The sequence below is a fragment of the Parasphingomonas zepuensis genome, assembly GCF_036663735.1.
In the GTDB taxonomy this organism is placed as follows: Bacteria; Pseudomonadota; Alphaproteobacteria; order Sphingomonadales; family Sphingomonadaceae; genus Sphingomonas.
The window spans coordinates 110371-126942 of record NZ_JAXOJO010000006.1 but is presented as its reverse complement, the minus strand read 5'-3'; the positions used below and the strand labels follow the sequence as shown (position 1 = coordinate 126942).

Sequence of the window (16572 nt, the reverse complement as noted above, 5' to 3'; positions counted from 1 at the left end):
AGTGGATTTGTTGGGGCGCGAGCAAGGCCGGCTGGGTGCTGAAACCCTGAACTTCGTAGACGACGGCTGGACCATCACGATCGACGGCGACGATCCCGCGCGCGAAGGCTGGGCCGCGACGATGCTTGCCTTGTCGAACGGCGCGCTGGGCGTGCGGGGGACGATCGAGGAGCGGGCGCATGCCACGACGTTCCTGGCGCTCGCCTATGAGCAGAGCCCGATCCATTATCATGAGCGGTTGCACGGCTTTGCCGAGCGGTCGGATACGCGCGTGCCGGTGGCGGAGCCGCTTGGGCTGCGGGTGTTGGTGGACGGCGCGGCGGTTGACTTCGCGGCGGCGGGGATCGTCGAGACTCGCCGCGCGCTGGATCTGCGGTCGGGGTTGTTGCGGCGGGAGACGCGGTGGCGGCTGGAGGATGGGCGGATCCTCGAGATCACGGCGGAGCGGCTCGTTCCGGCCGACGGGACGCCGGTGCTGCTGCGGCGGATCGAGGCGCGTATGGACGGGGCGAGCGTGGTGCTGGAGCCGTATCTGAGCCCGGCGCCGCGGCCGGCGGACCAGTCGGACGATCCGCGCATCGGGGTGAACCTCGGCTCGGGCGGGTTCGTGTGCGAGCGGGCGGACGATGCGCTGGTGGTCGAGCGACTTCCCGGGAGCGGGATCGGGGTCGCCGCCGCGCAGCGGGTGGCCGGGGCGCTGGTGGTGACCGGGTTCGCGGTCGGGCAGGAGCCCTCCGGGGCGCTGGCTTCGGCCGCCACGGAGGTGGCCGAGCGCTATGCCTCGATCGGCTTCGAGGCGGCGCTGGAGGCGCAGCGGGCCATCTTCTCCGCTTTCTGGGACCGGGCGGATATCGCGATCGATGGGGACGCCCGGACGACCGCGGCGCTGCGGCTCAACCTCTATCACCTGTTCTGTTCGGCGGGGCGGGACGGGCTGTCGACGGCGGCGGCCAAGGGGCTGACGGGCGAAGGCTATGAGGGCCATTATTTCTGGGACACCGAGGCGTTCATGCTGCCGGTGCTGGCCGTGCTTGCGCCAGAGGTCGCGCGGTCGATGCTGGTCTATCGCCATCGCACTCTGGGGGCCGCGGTGGCCAATGCCCGGGCGCTCGATCACGACAGGGGTGCGCTCTACGCCTGGCGGACCATCGCCGGGCGGGAGTGCTCGGCGCATTACCCGAGCGGATCGGCGCAGTACCACATCAACGCAGCGATCGCCTTTGCGATCGGGCTGTATGTGGATGCGACCGGGGACGATGGCTTCCTGATCGAGATGGGCGCCGAGATGCTGGTCGAGACGGCGCGGCTGTGGCTGGTGCTGGGGGACTGGCGGGAGGGCGCGTTCCATCTCCACGGGGTGACGGGGCCGGACGAGTATACCGCGCTGGTCGACGACAATTGGTATACCAACCGCATGGTGCAGAAGCATCTGAGGCTGGTGGGCCGGACCGCCGCGCGGCTGGCCGCCGAGGCGCCGGCGGCGTGGCAGGCGCTGGCCGGGCGGATCGGGCTGACCGGGGCGGAGCTGGGCGAATTCGCCCGGGCCGCGGACGGCCTGCATTTGCCGTTCGACGAGGCGCGGCAGATCGATGCGCAGGATGCGAGCTTCCTTGGCAAGCCGCGCTGGGATGTCGCGGGGACGCCGCGGGAGCAGTTCCCGCTGCTGCTCCATTATCACCCGATGACCTTGTACCGGCACCAGGTGTGCAAGCAGGCCGACCTGATCCTGGGCATGGTGCTGGGCGGGGAAGAGGTGTCGATCGAGCGCAAGCGCCGCGCCTATGACTATTACGAGCCGATCACCACGCACGACTCCACCCTCTCGGCATCGACCTTCGCGATCCTGGCGAGCGAGGTGGGCCATCACGATGCGGCGCTGCGCTTCTTCAACGCGACCAGCTTCGTCGATATCGAGGACCAGCACGGCAATACCGACCATGGGGTGCATATGGCCTCGCTCGCGGGATCGTGGCTGGCGCTGGTATGGGGGTTTGCGGGCTTCCGGCCAGCGGGCGAGACCTTCGCGTTCCGGCCCACGCTGCCCGAGGCGTGGCGGGGATACCGCTTCGGCCTGCAGTGGCGGGGGAGCGAGCTGCGGGTCGAGATCGACCGCGAGGGTGTGCGGTACAGCCTGGTTTCGGGGTCTGACCTGGCGTTCGGCCATGGCGCGGCCGAGGTGACCCTGCGGACCGGCGAGAGCTGGTCGGGGGCGCTGGCATGATGCGGCTGCCGCGGGAGATCGATGCCGTCGCATTCGATCTCGACGGGGTGCTGACCGACACCGCGCGGGCGCACTTCCGGGCGTGGAAGCGGCTTGCCGACTCGATCGGCATCCCGTTCGACGAGGCGGCCAACGAGGCGCTCAAGGGAGTGGACCGGATGGGGAGCCTGGCTCTGATCCTGGGGGATCGGCTGGGCTTCGATGCGGCGGCGCGCGCCGACTTCGCCGCTCAGAAGAATGAATGGTATCTCAAGGAGATAGAGGAGTTCGGGCCGGGCGACCTGTTCCCCGGGGCACGCGATGCGATCGAGCAGTGCCGGGCGGCGGGGCTGTCCGTCGCGCTTGCCTCGGCGAGCCGCAATGCGCCGCTGCTGCTTCAGCGGATGGAGATCGACGAGCTGTTTGACGTGGTGGTCGATCCCGCCTCGGTCGCGGCGGGCAAGCCGGCGCCGGACATCTTCCTCGCCGCCGCCCGGGCGGTGGGCGCAGCGCCCGAGCGTGTGCTGGGCGTGGAGGACGCGCCGGCCGGAGTCGCGGCGATCCACGCGGCCGGCATGGCGGCGCTGGGCGTCGGGACGCGCGACGCGCTGCCGGCGGCGGACCTGATCATCGCGACGATCGCCGACTTCCGCCTCTCCGATTACCGGATTCAGGCGGGCGACTAAGCCGGCGGCTGAACGGGGGGGCGGGCGGCGGCGAGCGCCGCGGTGATCCGATCAAGCCGCCACAGCGCGACGGCGATGAGCGCGATGGGCAGCAGCACGAGGTAGAAGGCGGTCTGCCCCGAGAAGCGATCGAACACGAATCCCGTGATCAGCGAGCCGATCGTGCCGCCCAGGGCCGAGAAGATCACCATCAGCCCGACCATCGCGGCATGCCGCTGCTGCGGCAGCGCGCTGAGCACGACGGACGACACGATCGGATAGATCGGCGCCATGAACATGCCGATCAGCGGGAAGAGATAGGCCGCGAGCGGCGCATCGAACCAGGTGACGCCCGGCCGCAGCGTCAGGCCGCGGGTGGTGGGCAAGGTGAGCAGCACCAGCACCGCCATTGCGACGAGGCAGCCGAGCAGCAGGCGCAGCCAGCCGAGCCGCGCGACCAGCCAGCTGGCGCTGACCCGCCCCACCGCGAGCGCGGCGATGAAGATGCTCGACGCCTGGACGCTCATCGCGCTGGGCAGATGGAGGACCTGGTTGTTGAAGGTCGGCAGCCAGGTGCCGATGCTCTGTTCGACCAGCACGTAGAGGAAGATCGCGGCGAGGAAGGCGATGGTGGAGGGCAGGATGACGAGCGAAAGCATATCCCGCCGACTCGCCGCGGGGGCACCCTCGGGCTGGCGGTTGACGGTCTCGTCGAGCGGGGCGAGCCACCAGAGCAGAGCGGACAGCCCGGCGAGCGCGGCCACGACGCGATAGACCTGAAGCCATTCGCTGCCGGTGCTATCCCGGCCGATGAACCAGCCGAACATCCAGATGCCGAGCAGGATGCCGACCATGAACACGCCCTCTACCAGGCTGGTGAGGCTGGCATGGCCGGTACGATCGGGGCGGAGCAGGCCGATCGAGGCATAGGTGGCGACCTTGGCCGTGCCGAAGCACAGGCCGATCAGCACGAAGAAGAGCTGAGTCGCGCGGAAACTGTCCACCACCGACATCAGCAGCGCGCCGGCGGCGATCGCCAGCATCACGATGATCTGCGCGCGCCTGAAGCCGAAGCGCGGCAGGCCGACCGCGAACAGGAAGGACGCGACGACCACCGAGAGATCCTTGCACGCCTCCAACGTGGCGGCCTCCGGCTTGGAGACATTGTGGTGCGCGATCGATTGCAGGATGACAGCGCCGACGCTGTTCATCAGCAGGCCGAGCACGGCGTAGCTGGTAACCAATGCAATGGTGGCAAGCGTGCCGCGGCCCATGGCCCTCTCCCCGATCCGTTTTGCGGCAGCCTAGGCCGGTGCAACGGGAAATGGAATGCATTTCATAAGGCTTGTCGTGTTGCGTGTGCCCTCATGGTGCCGTCGGAGCGCCCGGCGGGCGGCGGGGCTAGCCATAGCCGCCGCCGGGACGGGAGAAGCGCTCGAACAGGGGGCGTGGGGCGGGAGGCGGGGCCGAAGCCGGCGACGGGGACGGCGGAACCGGGCGCGCGGGTGGGGGCGCTGATGGTGAGAGGGGGGCGGGGCTCGCCTGCGGGGGTGGGGCAGCGCCCGAGCGCAAAGCTTCGTCCGAGGGGCGGGGGCTTTCTTCCCGGTACGGATCGAACGGCGGATCTGGCTCCATGAGCCTGGCGAGTTCGGCGTAGAGTTGCTGATCGGGAGCGCCGTAGAACTGCAGATCGGGATGCGGCGTGACGCCTTCCGGCGGTGGCGCCTGGGCGTCGTCCGCGGCAGGGGCAGAGGGTGCGCCTGGCGGAGGGGTTTCGCGCGAGGCGGGGGTGGCTTCGACACGGGGCGGCGCCGACGCCGGAGCGGGCGCCGGGCGCTCGGCCGGGGCGGGTTGCGGTGCGGCGGCATTCGGGCGCGCCGGCTGTGGTGGTGACGGGGGCGCTGGCTGCGGTGGAGGTGGAGGCGGGGGCGCGGGGGTCGGCGCGGAAGGCTGCTTGCGCGGCCGCTGGGCGGACTGCCTGATCTGCTTCTCTCGAACGACCTCGTCCAGCTTCCGGTGGATGACCTCCTCCCAGACGTCATCGTCCCAGGCACTTTCGTCAAAGGGCTCTTCGGGCACGTCCTTGCGGACGCCCCATCTCTTCGGCCGGCGGACGCGGAGCCAGTGCAAGGCCGCCTGCGTATCGGGCGGCAGATGGTCCATATAGGTGGCATAGACCGGATCGGGATCGGCCGCCGTCTTGAACACCTTGGTGCGCTGAACGCTGCACCCCACGGCGCGGGAATAGAGCGCCCGCTCGACACGATCGTCGGCGAACTCCTTTCCGATGACGACGGCCTCGGCGAAGTCCTGATATTTGTTGCGCCAGCGATAGATGGTGCGGACGCGGACGTCGAAATGCTGGGCGAGTTCCTCGTCGGTGGCACCGAGGCGGCACATCATGCGGGCCTCGTCGGCGAATTTGGGTTTGTAGATCATGGGACGGGGATAGCGGCTGCGGGGGGTGGTTTGAATCGATGCGGTGGGAGCGAAAATGTCATGCTGGTTGTGACATTTGGCGATGGAGTAGATTTGTTAAATATATAGTAAAATCAATTATTTAGCTATAAGCTAAGTCCTCGGAAGATGTCAGCGCGAGTTGGCGTAGCTTGCGGATCCGGACCGTTGGTTGGATAGATTTTGGGGTCGGCGTACCAGCATGCCGAGGCGCAAGCGGGTTGAAGCAGATTCAAGGCTACAATTACGAATTTCTTTTATACAGGGATGTGCCGGGATTTATATCGAACCATCAGAGGGCAGTCATGTCGATCCCATCTTCAGGAACCGGGACCTTGGTCACTGCTGTCGGGTGGGTGCAGCAGGTGCTTCTAGGGTCGGCTGCCACCGCGATTGCCATCATCGCCGTCGCATCGGTCGGCTTCATGGCGTTGTCCGGTAGGATTGACCTACGTCAAAGTGTAACTGTCATCATAGGCTGCTTCATCCTGTTCGGTGCCCCGAGTGTCGTTGCCGGATTGCAGGCCGCGATCGCCGGCGGGGCTGGTGAGGTAGCGCGCAGCGTGGCGCCGCCGCCAGCCCCTGTGTTTCAGCCGCCACCGCGGCAACCCTTTGAAGCGCAGCCTTATGATCCCTACAGCGGCGCCGCGGTGCCGACGCGATGAAGTGGTCGCACCTGGGCTTCGTGCCCACGAATATTGTGCAATAGTTGGCGAAATAGATACTAGGCGATGTCGTGGGTTACCCGATTGCATTATTTTACAGATTATCTCGATAACGGTTATGCCCTAGCACTATCTGTCCGAACAGGTCGGTCTGCCCGCCAGCGCGGCTTATGTTTCGTCAAGGGTGCGGTTCACAGGTACTTAAACAACCCTCTTTTGTTTTTACTCGCGAATATTATAAGGCTATATACGCTGTAGAACCAAGGATTATTGTGTTAGGGGTAGTAATCGCATTTGTCGCTCAAATTATCTATGCTAGTCGTGATCTTATTAATTCGTTCTACATGTCCGATAGTGCTGATAGTAAACCTAGCGCAATACGGTATACTTGCGCCACCATTTTTTTTATCAAATACTCCGCTTGATAATAACGTAATTTGATTATTATCAAATGTCTCTAGCCTAATAATCCGAAAAGACAATTTATAACCGGGCGGCATCATTCTCACCAATTCCGCTGTCAACGCGCGATTTGGTGCATCACTTTTACTAACTACAACGGCCGAGCGGTTGGTCCCGATCTTGAAATATTCCAGGATCATATCGCCGGCACTGGGCTCTGTAACGAGAAGTAACTCTTTACTTCTGGGTTCCCAATTCGCGTATGCTTTTCTAGTGATACGCGCTATAATAGTCTTCGTCATTGTCTTGCAATTTATCAATGCAAGTGTACTATTATTATTTTCTCCTTTAATGTCAGGCGTGAGTTCAATTGACCAGGAACGGTCAGGGGACGTTAGAGCAGCCGCTCTGCTCCATTGCAAATCTATAGAGCGTTTAGGCGATGCAGTGCAAAACCGCAGCGGAGGTTGCTGGGTCAACAATGTTGCGAATACCGCGGCAATCATATTTCAATCCCTCTCAACAACGATTTCCGAGTTCAGTTGGATATTCTACCGTTGCATTTACAACTTTGTTACCATAGGTAAGCGCCTCTTTCGTGGTCGGAAAACGATAAATGTCGAACGCGTATCCCGCAGTCGCCTGAATATTGGGGTCGCCGTAGTCTGAAACGCTTAATCTGCCCAACGGGCCGCGCGTCGTGGTAAGAAGATCTTGGTTGCCCGGTGTCACGAATATCCTAGTCCCATATGTCCGGAATTGTCGTGTCGTGAGACCCAGGAACCCCTTCTTTACTGCCACTGTTCCGAACGTACCCCCCTTAATGGAGCCACCGGCTAACGCGGGATATTTTGAAAAAAAGGCGCCATCCGCGGTCGCTTGACCAGGCCCGACAGCACGGAACGTTGCGGTGATGTTGCAGGTGCGCGTACCGGACTTCTTCGCGTCCTGCTTCTGGCGGGGCGGATCTTTCGGCTTGTATTGCACTTTCGGCGGTCCACCGGAAAACAAGCCGAAGAAGCTACCTATGGCCGAGACAACAGTAGCTGCCACCTTGATGACTACCGGGGCAAGAAGCTTTCCGCACACGATTATCACCCCCGGCTCGGGAGCGCATGTGCCAGTCGGGTCGGTATTGTTGACCGGATCGCCGTGAGCGTAATCGTACAGGTTCATGCCGTCGTCATATCCGATCGGATCGGCCTGGATGAACCTGCCGAGTGTCGGCGAATAGTTCCTCGCCTTGTAGTGATACATGCCCAACTCGGGAAGCCAAGCCTGACCAGTATATTGGAAGCGAAGCGTGTTGTTGGCTGCGGGAATGCCGAATTCGTCATAACTGAGGATCTGGCTGGCGTTGCCAGCGTCGTCCGCAGCGGCGATGATCGATCCGCGCTCGTCCGCATACAGATATTGCCGACCCTGGGGACCATAGGTGAGCAGGTACTCGTCATCGCTCAGCCCTGGAATGTGGCGTCGAAGCAGTCCGCCGTTCACATCGAACTCGCTGATGATCTGGGTGCCGTCGTAGCCGAAGCGAGTGACGTTGGCGCCATTCATAGCGGTGTACGTAAGCCGGCCTTGCGCGTCATAAGCTAGCGCTGCCCCGGCGCTCGACGAGACAAGTTCGTTGAGCGAGTCAAAGGCATAGGAGGCGCCCCCGCTATCGGAGACGAGGTTGCCGCGACTATCGTAGCCAAAAGACGTCGATCCCGCCGATGTATATTGGTTCAGCGCATTGCGCCCGTAATTGCGCGTAGTGGATACGTAGCCACTCCACGAATAGGTCTCATTCGACCTGTCAGATACCGTAATTCGCCCAAGCTTGTCGCGGGTCAGCTGGGTAGTCAGGTCGCTCGCAGTCCCCGCGAGATCCTGCGTGAGCGAGGTCAACTGCCCCAGGGCGTCATAGCCATAGCCAGTCGAGGTACCGTTACCTCGTACCAGCCCAGTACGGCGTCCCAGGTCATCGTAGCTGTAAGTGGCTAAGGGAAGGCTGCCGTTCTCACGGACGTGCGTCAACTGGCCCGCAGTATTATACTCGTAAGATACGTAAAAGCCATCGAACCAGCCGAGCCGAGTGCGCCTGCCTGCCGCATCATATTGATACGATGTGGTTCTCGGCCCGATGCCCGCGATGGTACTTGTCTCCGATGTTAGGCGATCGAGCGCGTCGTAGGTAAAGACCGACGCGTTGGTCCACTGTGGCTGACCATTCCCATTGGATGCCGATATCAACCGGTCCTTGAGATCATAGCCGAACGAAGGGTTGCTATTTCCCCCCACGTCGCCTGGCAGCCATTGGCTCGTCAGCCGGCCCAGCCCGTCATAATTGTTGGTCACCGTACGGCCGTCGCGCTGGCGAACCGATAGGACGTCTCCGGCGCCATTACGATTCAGATACTCGTAGCTACCGTCAGCATAGGTCGTCCGTAACAGACGGTCGACGCTATCATATTGGTAGTTTGTAACGTTGTTGTTCGCGTCCGTGGCCGTCAGCACCTGGCCATTGGGCGAATACGTGTATTTCGCTGAGTCCACGCCATTCTGACGTATCGTCGAGACTTCTCCATCGCTGCCGTACACATACTCGGTTATTTTATCGGCACCCTCAGTGCCGACGTACTGAGCGCAGGTGTTCCCTACCGTTGCCACCCTTCGGACCTCGCATCGTACGCGCCCGTCGCTGTCATATTCATAGAAAGCCGCGCCGAGGATGGTGCCGCTTGCGGTCTCGACAACGGCGATCTTGCGCCCGAACCCGTCATAGCTGGTCGTGGCCACTTGCGCCGGCGCGAAGCCGCCCCAATCGGAGTCGCTTGTGCCCGCTACTGTGCCAAGCTCCGTTGTCTGCACGCGCCCGGCGCCATCGCGGGAATACCGCAAGGCCCGACGGCGGCGCGGCCCACCCAGATCTGGATCAGTTTCAAGGACTCCTTCCAGCTCGCCCGCTGCACTATAGCGATACACCGTCGCGTCATCTGTGCCGACCCTGGCACTCTGCAGTTCGCCGAACCAAGTGTAAGTGTTCACGGTAGTACTGGCGACGGAATTATCGCCGGCTCTGATCGTGATTGCAGTTGGCAACAAATTGTTCGGCTGGCCAGCCGATCCATAGTTGATAGAGGTGCGTGTCTCCTGTGCCCCACCAATGCACTGCGTCGCGGTCGCGCACTCGGCCGTCTCAACCAATTTCCAGATGGGTGAGGAGGCCTGCGTCAGCGCACCGCTGGCATCCTTGAACCGTGCATACAGCGCCTGATAAGTGAGCGTCTGTTCCCGTTGCGCTCCGCCGACGTCCGCTGCTGGCCGGGTAATGCGAGTCGGCTGGCCATGTTCGGCAGCGTACTGGAAGCTCGTCGTCGCTCCACGCTCATCCGTGATAGTGAGGGGTTGGTGACAGGTTTTTGGATTGCTGCAATCAACTGGGTACGTTGCGGATAGATGAGCGATTTCTTCGCCCCCCTTTCCGTAGCTCGTAACCCGCGTCACATTATCGTTAGCGTCATAGGCATAGGTCTTCTTGTCACCTTCAGCGGCGATCACCGCAGTGAGGCGATTCACCTCATCGTATTGAAAGTTCGTTATGCCGCTCGTGCCGATTTTCAAGCTGAGGAGCTTGCCCGTCGCTATTTGCGATACTGCGGTCGTGACCAGACCTGATGGCGAGGTAACGGTCGCGATCCGCTTTCCCTGATTGGGCTGGAACGAATAAAGCCAGGTCGATGATCCCTGGCTGTAGGAACTCACCCTGCCGTCCGCGTCATAGGTAATTTGGATGACGTTTGCCCCGGCTCCAGCCGGCGTGATCGTCACCACGCGTCCTTGCGCGTCAAAGCTTGCTTGCGTTTCGCGACCCGCAGCATCGATCCGGGACTCCACCGTTCCACTCCGGTTGTAGCGTGTGGATCGGAGGCCAGGCGTCGAAGGACCACAATTGGTCGGCGTGCAATAGCGATCCGCCGCATTCGAGCCCGTCACACTTGAGACGGCCATCCATCGGTCCACCGTCGTATAGTCGAGTGTATCCTCGGTATCATTAAATGAGTACCAGAAGGTCAGCCGATAGCCGTCATTGGAGGCGATGGCGACGGGCCTGCTCACCTGTCTGGCGATGCAATTCTGGCCTGCGCATTGCTGAAATTGACGCAGCGTGTACTCTACAGTTCTAGTGTGCCCATCGGGTTCGACGATACGGGTAAGCTTGGGAGTCTGGCCTTTATATATGCCATCGATCCACACATCGGCGTATGCGTCGCGTCGGAATTCGAAAACGGCGCCCTGAGAGGTAATGTAGGTATAGTTCTGGCCGTCTATAGTGAGCTTCGCCCCGGTCCCCGACTGGCTTTTTCCCCCTCCCGTAGAAAATTGATCCGAAATCGCGCCAATCTTGACAACGAGAGATATTAGGTTCGATCCGGGAAGGATCGACGAGTCATATTCATCCCTGTATCCTTGTACGCCAGTCGGGCGAAAGTAGCTGATTCCTCCGTCCTCTCCGCCGATGGAGATAGGGGCGGGGTCATAGCTAAGTCTTCCCGTAGTGAGATCGACACCGCGCTCGTCTAGCTGATAGTCGGTTGGCGGATCCAGTTGTGGCGAGCTCTGCGCATTGGCCATCGGTGCTGCCATCGCAATGGAAAGCGCAGACGCGGACAATGCCAGCGAATTTCTAAATCTCATTACCACATCCCCTATAGAGCTGCGTTGTATTTTGGATTGATGGATTTGAAATTTTTAGCAGTTATCGACAACGCTGATGTTTGCTGCGCCTCGTTCGATATGAGCATTTCCGGATTCTACAGAGATGGTAATCACGTAACTGTATCCGCCGCACCCCGATCCCGGGTTAGTGACGTACTTATATTCGTCTTGCGGAAGGAATGTTACTGTGCCGCTCTGGCCGTTGCGCTGATAACGGATTGTAACGGCCCCAGAACAAGTCCCGGTCCGTTGAATAGGAATGTCGAAGCTGAATTCGCTGTTGCCGCTGGCGTCTAGAACATTAAAGCCGCACCCTCCGCTCCCAGAAGAAGCAGTACTCGTTACCCGGTAGCGATTCCCAGCATCATCGTGTTCGAGTGTGACCGTGGCGCCACTGCTTGGTCCACCAGCATGGCTGACCGCATGTAGCCTTCCCTTAGAGTCATATATATAGGTAGCTCTATCGTTTGCTTCCGCCACTTGGGCACAAACGGGAATTGCAAGAAGGCATGCTGCTGTAAATCGCATTTCAGGCCCCGCTTTTCAATGATGAATAGCCGACGAGGTAAGGCTGCATTATATTCGTTAATAAATCCAGTACAAAGTATCTGAGAAGTCATCTCATTTTTCTGAAACTATGTTGAAATATATTTGTAACACATATTATAATATTGATACGCTGCCGAAATGAGTATGCCGGCTTGAAAAACACCTCGTCGCCCTTGCGGCAAAGCCCGAGGGGCGACGTACTTCCGGCAACTACCGGTTTGCCTGGTGCGGATGTCTCGGGCGTCGATTCAGTCGGCCGAGGCGTTCGAAGTTCAGCGCCCGGCAACCGGCAGGCGCGCGCTTGCAGAGCGACGGATGCCGGAACAGGTCCGGCATGACGGCCGGAACCCATGTCGCGCAGGATCGCGAGGCTTCCCCAACTGGACCCCGGCCTTCGCCGGGGAAGGGATAAAGATCACCGCCCCCGCACGCTGACCGCCGTCCCCTCATACACCACCCGCGTCGTCGCATTCTCCGCAAAGTCCGGCGCGACTGCCTTGCCCGGCCCGTAGAAGCGCACCGAGATCGCGCGCTTTGCCGGCATGCCCGCATAGCCGCCCTCGCGCGCGCCGATCGTCAGGGTGCGCGTCGCCTGGTTCCACGCGATCGGCACGCGCGCGTACTGGCCCTGGAGATAGGCCGGGCTCACCCCGTCGTCCTCGTAGAGCGAGAAGCTGGCGTCGGCGCCGGTGAAGATGTGGAGGACGAGCGGGCCGTCGGGTTGTTCGCGGGTGTTCTGCACGTCGGGGCCGGTGGGCAGGATGCTGCCGGCGCGGACGAAGAGGGGCATGCGCTCATAGGGGGCGGCGGCTACGATATTGCGGCCGCCCCGGTTATATGCGCCGGTGTTGAAATCATACCAGTCGGCGCCGGCGGGGAGATAGACCTGGCGGGTGCGGGCCCTGAATTCCGTCACGGGGGCGACGAGCAGGCTGGGGCCGAACAGATATTGGTCGTCGATGTTCCACGTCTTTTTGTCGGCGGCGAAATCCATCACCAGGCCGCGCATGATCGAGCCGTCCCTGAGGTTCGTGTCGGCGCCGAGCGTGTAGATATAGGGCATCAGCCGGTAGCGGAGCCGATCGTACCACAGCATCGAGCGCTGCATCGCCGGATCGTCGGCGGAGATCTCGTAGATCTCGCGCTTCGGCGTCTCGCCATGGCTGCGGAACAGCGGGCTGAACGCGCCGAACTGGAACCAGCGCAAATTGAGCTCGCGCCATTCGGCCCGGGCCTCGAGCAGCTGCTTCGTATAGCGATCCTCCACCGCGAAGCCGCCGATGTCGTGAGTCCAGTTGGGCAGGCCGGACATCGACACGTTGACGCCGGCCGAGATCTGATCGCGCAGATCGTCCCACCGGGCGGCGATGTCGCCCGACCACACCGCCGAGCTGGTGCGCTGCAGTCCGCCGAACCCTGAGCGGGTGAGGATGAAGGGGCGGACGTCCGGCCGGGCGACGCGCAGGCCATCCGCCACGCCCTGGGCGTGGACCAGCGGGAAGCTGTTGAACAAAGCGGCGCCGGGGCCCTTTGCGGTCGGGCCCATCGCGTCGATGCGTTCCTCGATCGAGAGGTTGGAGTGGATGTCGGGCTCGGTCGCGTCCATCCACCACGCATCGAAACCGAGCGTCACCAGCCGTTCGCGGACCTGGCGGAAATAGATTGCCCGCGCTTCGGGGGCATAGGGATCGTAATCGGTGTTGAGATAGCCGGGGCCGACCCAGTCCTTGCGCTTTGCATCGAGATTGCCGCGGTAGAGATAGCCCTTTGCGTCGAGCTCTTTCGCGTTCGCCGTGTTCGGGTAGAATTTCGGCCAGACCGAGATCATGATGTTGGCGCCGAGGGCGTGGACTTCGTCCACCATGCCTTTGGGATCGGGGAAGCGGGCCTTGTCGAATTCGTGGCTGCCCCATTGATCCTCCGGCCAGTAGAACCAGTCCTGCACGATGTTGTCGAGCGGGATGCGGCGCTTGCGATATTCGCGGACGACGCCGAGCAACTGCTCCTGAGTCTCGTAACGCTGGCGGCTCTGCCAGAAGCCGTACGCCCATCTGGGCAGCATCGCCGCCTTGCCGGTGAGAGCGCGGTAGCCGGCGATGACATCGTCCATGTCGGTGCCGCCGACATAATAATAATCGGTGGCCTTGCCGACATCGGACGACATCCACAGCGAGTGGCGATCGGGGGCGGGCAGGGGATCGTTATGGTAGAAGGCGATATAGCCTGCGTCCGGCTCCCATTCGATGCGGATCTGCACTGGCTTGCCGGCCGTCATCGGCAAGGTGAAATTATGGAACCAGGGGTTCCAGTTCTGGCGCCAGCGTTCCAGCACCAGCTTGCCGTCGGCGAAGACCTTCACATAGCTGGAGGAATAGAGGCGGAACTTGTGCTCGCCGCTTGTCTCCGGGGTGACGGCGCCGGTCCACACGACGCGCTGGGTCTGCACCGTGCGGCCCGCGGTGTTCTGGCCGCTGTCGGCTGACGCCACGGTCTGCGCCTTTGCCGCGGCGGGCCATTTTTCCTGATCGCGGATATATTCGTAGTTGATGACCGGTTCCTGGCGGGTGAGCGCGAGGCGGTTGCCTAGATAATAGTCGGCCTTCCAGCCGGGGCTGTTGCCGCTCGTCACCTTCAGCTTCGTGCCGACGAACGCATAGGGGGTGGGGTTGCCGAAGCGGGTGATCGAATTGTTGTCCCACAGCAGGCCGTAATTGCGGGTGGAGACGAGGAAGGGGACGGCGATGGCCATATTGTGCTGGGCGAGCTCGACGTCCTCGCCATTGTAATTCATCTGGCGGTTCTGGTGCTGGCCGAGGCCGTAGAACCCCTCGTCCGTGCCGCGGTTGAACTGCTGGCGGGTGGCGAGCCAGGGCTGGCCGTCGACCGTGACGGGCTTGAAGGCGCCGCGCGCTGCCTCGTCGAGCACGAGCTTGCCGGTGGCATCGCGGAAGGCGACGTGGCCGTCGGCGAGGCGGATTTCCGCGGTGGCTTTGGCGGCCTTGAGGGTGACGAGGCCGTTCGCCTGGGTGATGGCGAGATCGCCGTGCGGCTTTGCCGTGACCATCAGGCTTTCGGGCAGATCGAGCGACGTGCCGGGGACGGCGGTGACGCGGAAGCTGTCTTCGCCATAGACGAGGATGCGGACGCGTCTGGCGGGGCCGCTATCGGGGGTGACGATGATGCCGTGATCGACGCGCTGGACGTCTGCGGCGGGGGCGCTGGCGGCGAGCATCGGGGCGGTCGCGATGGCCAGAGTCCATGCCAGGCGGTTCATCGGCATCCATGCTCTCCCGTCGTTTTCGGGACCTTATCTCCGCAAAAGCGATCTGGGGAAATGGGGTCAGGGTCGTAGTTTCATGATGCGGACGACCGGGCCGGTGCGGACGCCGGGCTCCGGGTGGAACGCGGCGAGTTGCCGGCCGCCGCGCAGGAGCCGGGCGTAGCTATCCAGCTCCTGGGGGAAATGCGCGGGATCGGCACGGTAGCCGTCATAATGGGAGAGGATGGCGATATCGGCGTGGCAGGTGGGGATCTGCGCGGCGTCGACATGAGCGAGATCGACCACGGCGCGGCCGGATCGCAGCGTCTCCACCTTCGAATAGCGGATCTGGCCGGTGAGGATCGCGCGGGCATCGACGCAGCCGGCCGAGCCGAGCGGGAAGAGGATGCGCCATGGGCCTTGCAGGAGATCGAAGGCGGCTGGCTCCACCACGATGCTGCTGCCGGGCGGGACATGGGCGCGAATCCAGGCGCTGGCGACCTGGCGCGTATCCACCGCGCGCTCGATCGCGCCGGTGCGGGCGGCCTGGAGCATCGGGATGAGCAGCAGCGCCGTCGCCGCGAGTTCCAGCCAGCGCAGGGGGCGATCGAGGCGGGTGCGCAGCCAGTCGGCGAGCCAGCAGAGGGCCGCCGCTGCGGCGAGGGCGGCGAAGGGGAGGACGGGCACGATCCAGCGCTCCCACAGCAGCGCCTGGCTGCCGATGACGACCAGGAAGGCGAGGCCCCCGGGCAGGACCGCCGCGGCGATGCGCGGGCGCCTCAGCGTGCCGAGGGTGCCGGCCACGACCAGCGCGAGGCCGGCGATGCCGAACGAGCCGAGCAACGGATGGCCGGCATACCAGCCGAGATTGGCAAGGAAGCCGCCGCCGGTCGCGCCGGGATGAGTCGTGCGCGCTTCGCCGGCGAGGTTGCGCATCACCGTGGCGTAATCGAGCAGCAGATAGGGCGAGGCGATAAGCAGCGCGGCGAGCGTGGCGACGGGCAGCAGCGCGAGGCGGCGCAGCTCTCGGCGATCGAGCGTGACGCGACAGAGGCCGGCGCAGAGCGGGTTGAGGAAAATGATCGCCGCGGGCCATTTGGTCGCGCAGGCGAGGCCGGCCCAGAGGCCTGCCATGAGGTAATCGCGGGCGCGTCCCTCGCGGGCGATCGCGACGGCCGAGCGGGTGCAGAGCAACATAAAGATGGTCGCCTGCACATCGGTGCGGATGATCTGCGAATAATGGATATGGACGGCGTTCACGGCGAGGAAGGCGGCGGCGATGAGCCCGAGTCTGGTGCCGCCCAGCCTTTTGCCGAGCGACCAGGTGAGCCAGACGCAGAGGATGCCGCAGGCGACGATGAACAGCCGCCCGGGCAGGAAGACGATGCCGGGATCGGCATAGGCGGCGGCCATCAGCGCCTTGCCGTCGGCGAAGCGCCCGGTGGCGATGCCGAGGCCGCCGACCGCGAGGCTGACCAGCGCGAGGCAATACAGGGTGGTGGTGCCGGGATGGCCGAACCAGCCGGGATTGAGGCTGTGGTTGCGCAGCATCTCCAGCGCGGTCATCACGAACAGCGGCTCGTCCGGATCGTTGAGCGCGGGCAGGCCGAAATCCACGCCGTACAGGCGCAGCGCCGCCGCCACGGCGAGGATCAGCAGCAACGCGCCGCG

General features: G+C 63.1%; 9 protein-coding genes. 3 read left to right on the top strand and 6 right to left on the bottom strand.

Going from position 1 to position 16572, the window contains the following annotated elements:
- Positions 1-10: 10 nt before the first annotated feature.
- Both U1769_RS21160 and pgmB read left to right on the top strand, forming a co-directional pair.
- Entirely contained in the window at positions 11-2221 is a 2211-nt protein-coding gene (locus U1769_RS21160) for a glycoside hydrolase family 65 protein (protein ID WP_332720012.1), read from the top strand.
- Entirely contained in the window at positions 2218-2886 is a 669-nt protein-coding gene (gene pgmB, locus U1769_RS21155; RefSeq protein WP_332720010.1) for a beta-phosphoglucomutase, read from the top strand. Before U1769_RS21160 ends, pgmB begins: the two co-directional genes overlap by 4 nt.
- Here the strand turns inward: pgmB and U1769_RS21150 are convergent.
- Both U1769_RS21150 and U1769_RS21145 read right to left on the bottom strand, forming a co-directional pair.
- The gene (locus tag U1769_RS21150) at positions 2883-4139 is read right to left on the bottom strand and encodes an MFS transporter (protein WP_332720009.1); all 1257 of its coding nucleotides are present in this window, start codon (positions 4137-4139) and stop codon (positions 2883-2885) included. The genes pgmB and U1769_RS21150 overlap by 4 nt on opposite strands.
- A gap of 127 nt (positions 4140-4266) precedes the next feature.
- Positions 4267-5304, bottom strand: a complete 1038-nt coding sequence (locus U1769_RS21145; protein WP_332720008.1) for a hypothetical protein — start codon at positions 5302-5304, stop codon at positions 4267-4269.
- A 239-nt stretch (positions 5305-5543) separates the two neighbouring features.
- On the opposite strand from U1769_RS21145, the gene U1769_RS21140 reads away from it, so the two are divergent.
- Entirely contained in the window at positions 5544-5987 is a 444-nt protein-coding gene (locus U1769_RS21140) for a TrbC/VirB2 family protein (protein WP_332720007.1), read from the top strand.
- Between the two features lie 275 nt (positions 5988-6262).
- Here U1769_RS21140 and U1769_RS21135 read toward each other — a convergent pair whose 3' ends face one another.
- The 4 genes from U1769_RS21135 to U1769_RS21120 all read right to left on the bottom strand — a co-directional run bounded on the left by U1769_RS21135 (position 6263) and on the right by U1769_RS21120 (position 16563).
- Positions 6263-6895, bottom strand: coding sequence for a hypothetical protein (locus U1769_RS21135; protein WP_332720005.1), 633 nt, complete (start codon positions 6893-6895; stop codon positions 6263-6265).
- A 13-nt stretch (positions 6896-6908) separates the two neighbouring features.
- Positions 6909-11009, bottom strand: a complete 4101-nt coding sequence (locus U1769_RS21130) for an RHS repeat domain-containing protein (protein ID WP_332720004.1) — start codon at positions 11007-11009, stop codon at positions 6909-6911.
- Between the two features lie 1048 nt (positions 11010-12057).
- Positions 12058-14922: a TIM-barrel domain-containing protein gene (locus U1769_RS21125; RefSeq protein ID WP_332720003.1), complete on the bottom strand. Its 2865-nt coding sequence runs from the start codon at positions 14920-14922 to the stop codon at positions 12058-12060.
- Between the two features lie 60 nt (positions 14923-14982).
- Positions 14983-16563, bottom strand: a complete 1581-nt coding sequence (locus tag U1769_RS21120) for an ArnT family glycosyltransferase (RefSeq protein ID WP_332720002.1) — start codon at positions 16561-16563, stop codon at positions 14983-14985.
- Between the last annotated feature and the right edge of the window lie 9 nt (positions 16564-16572).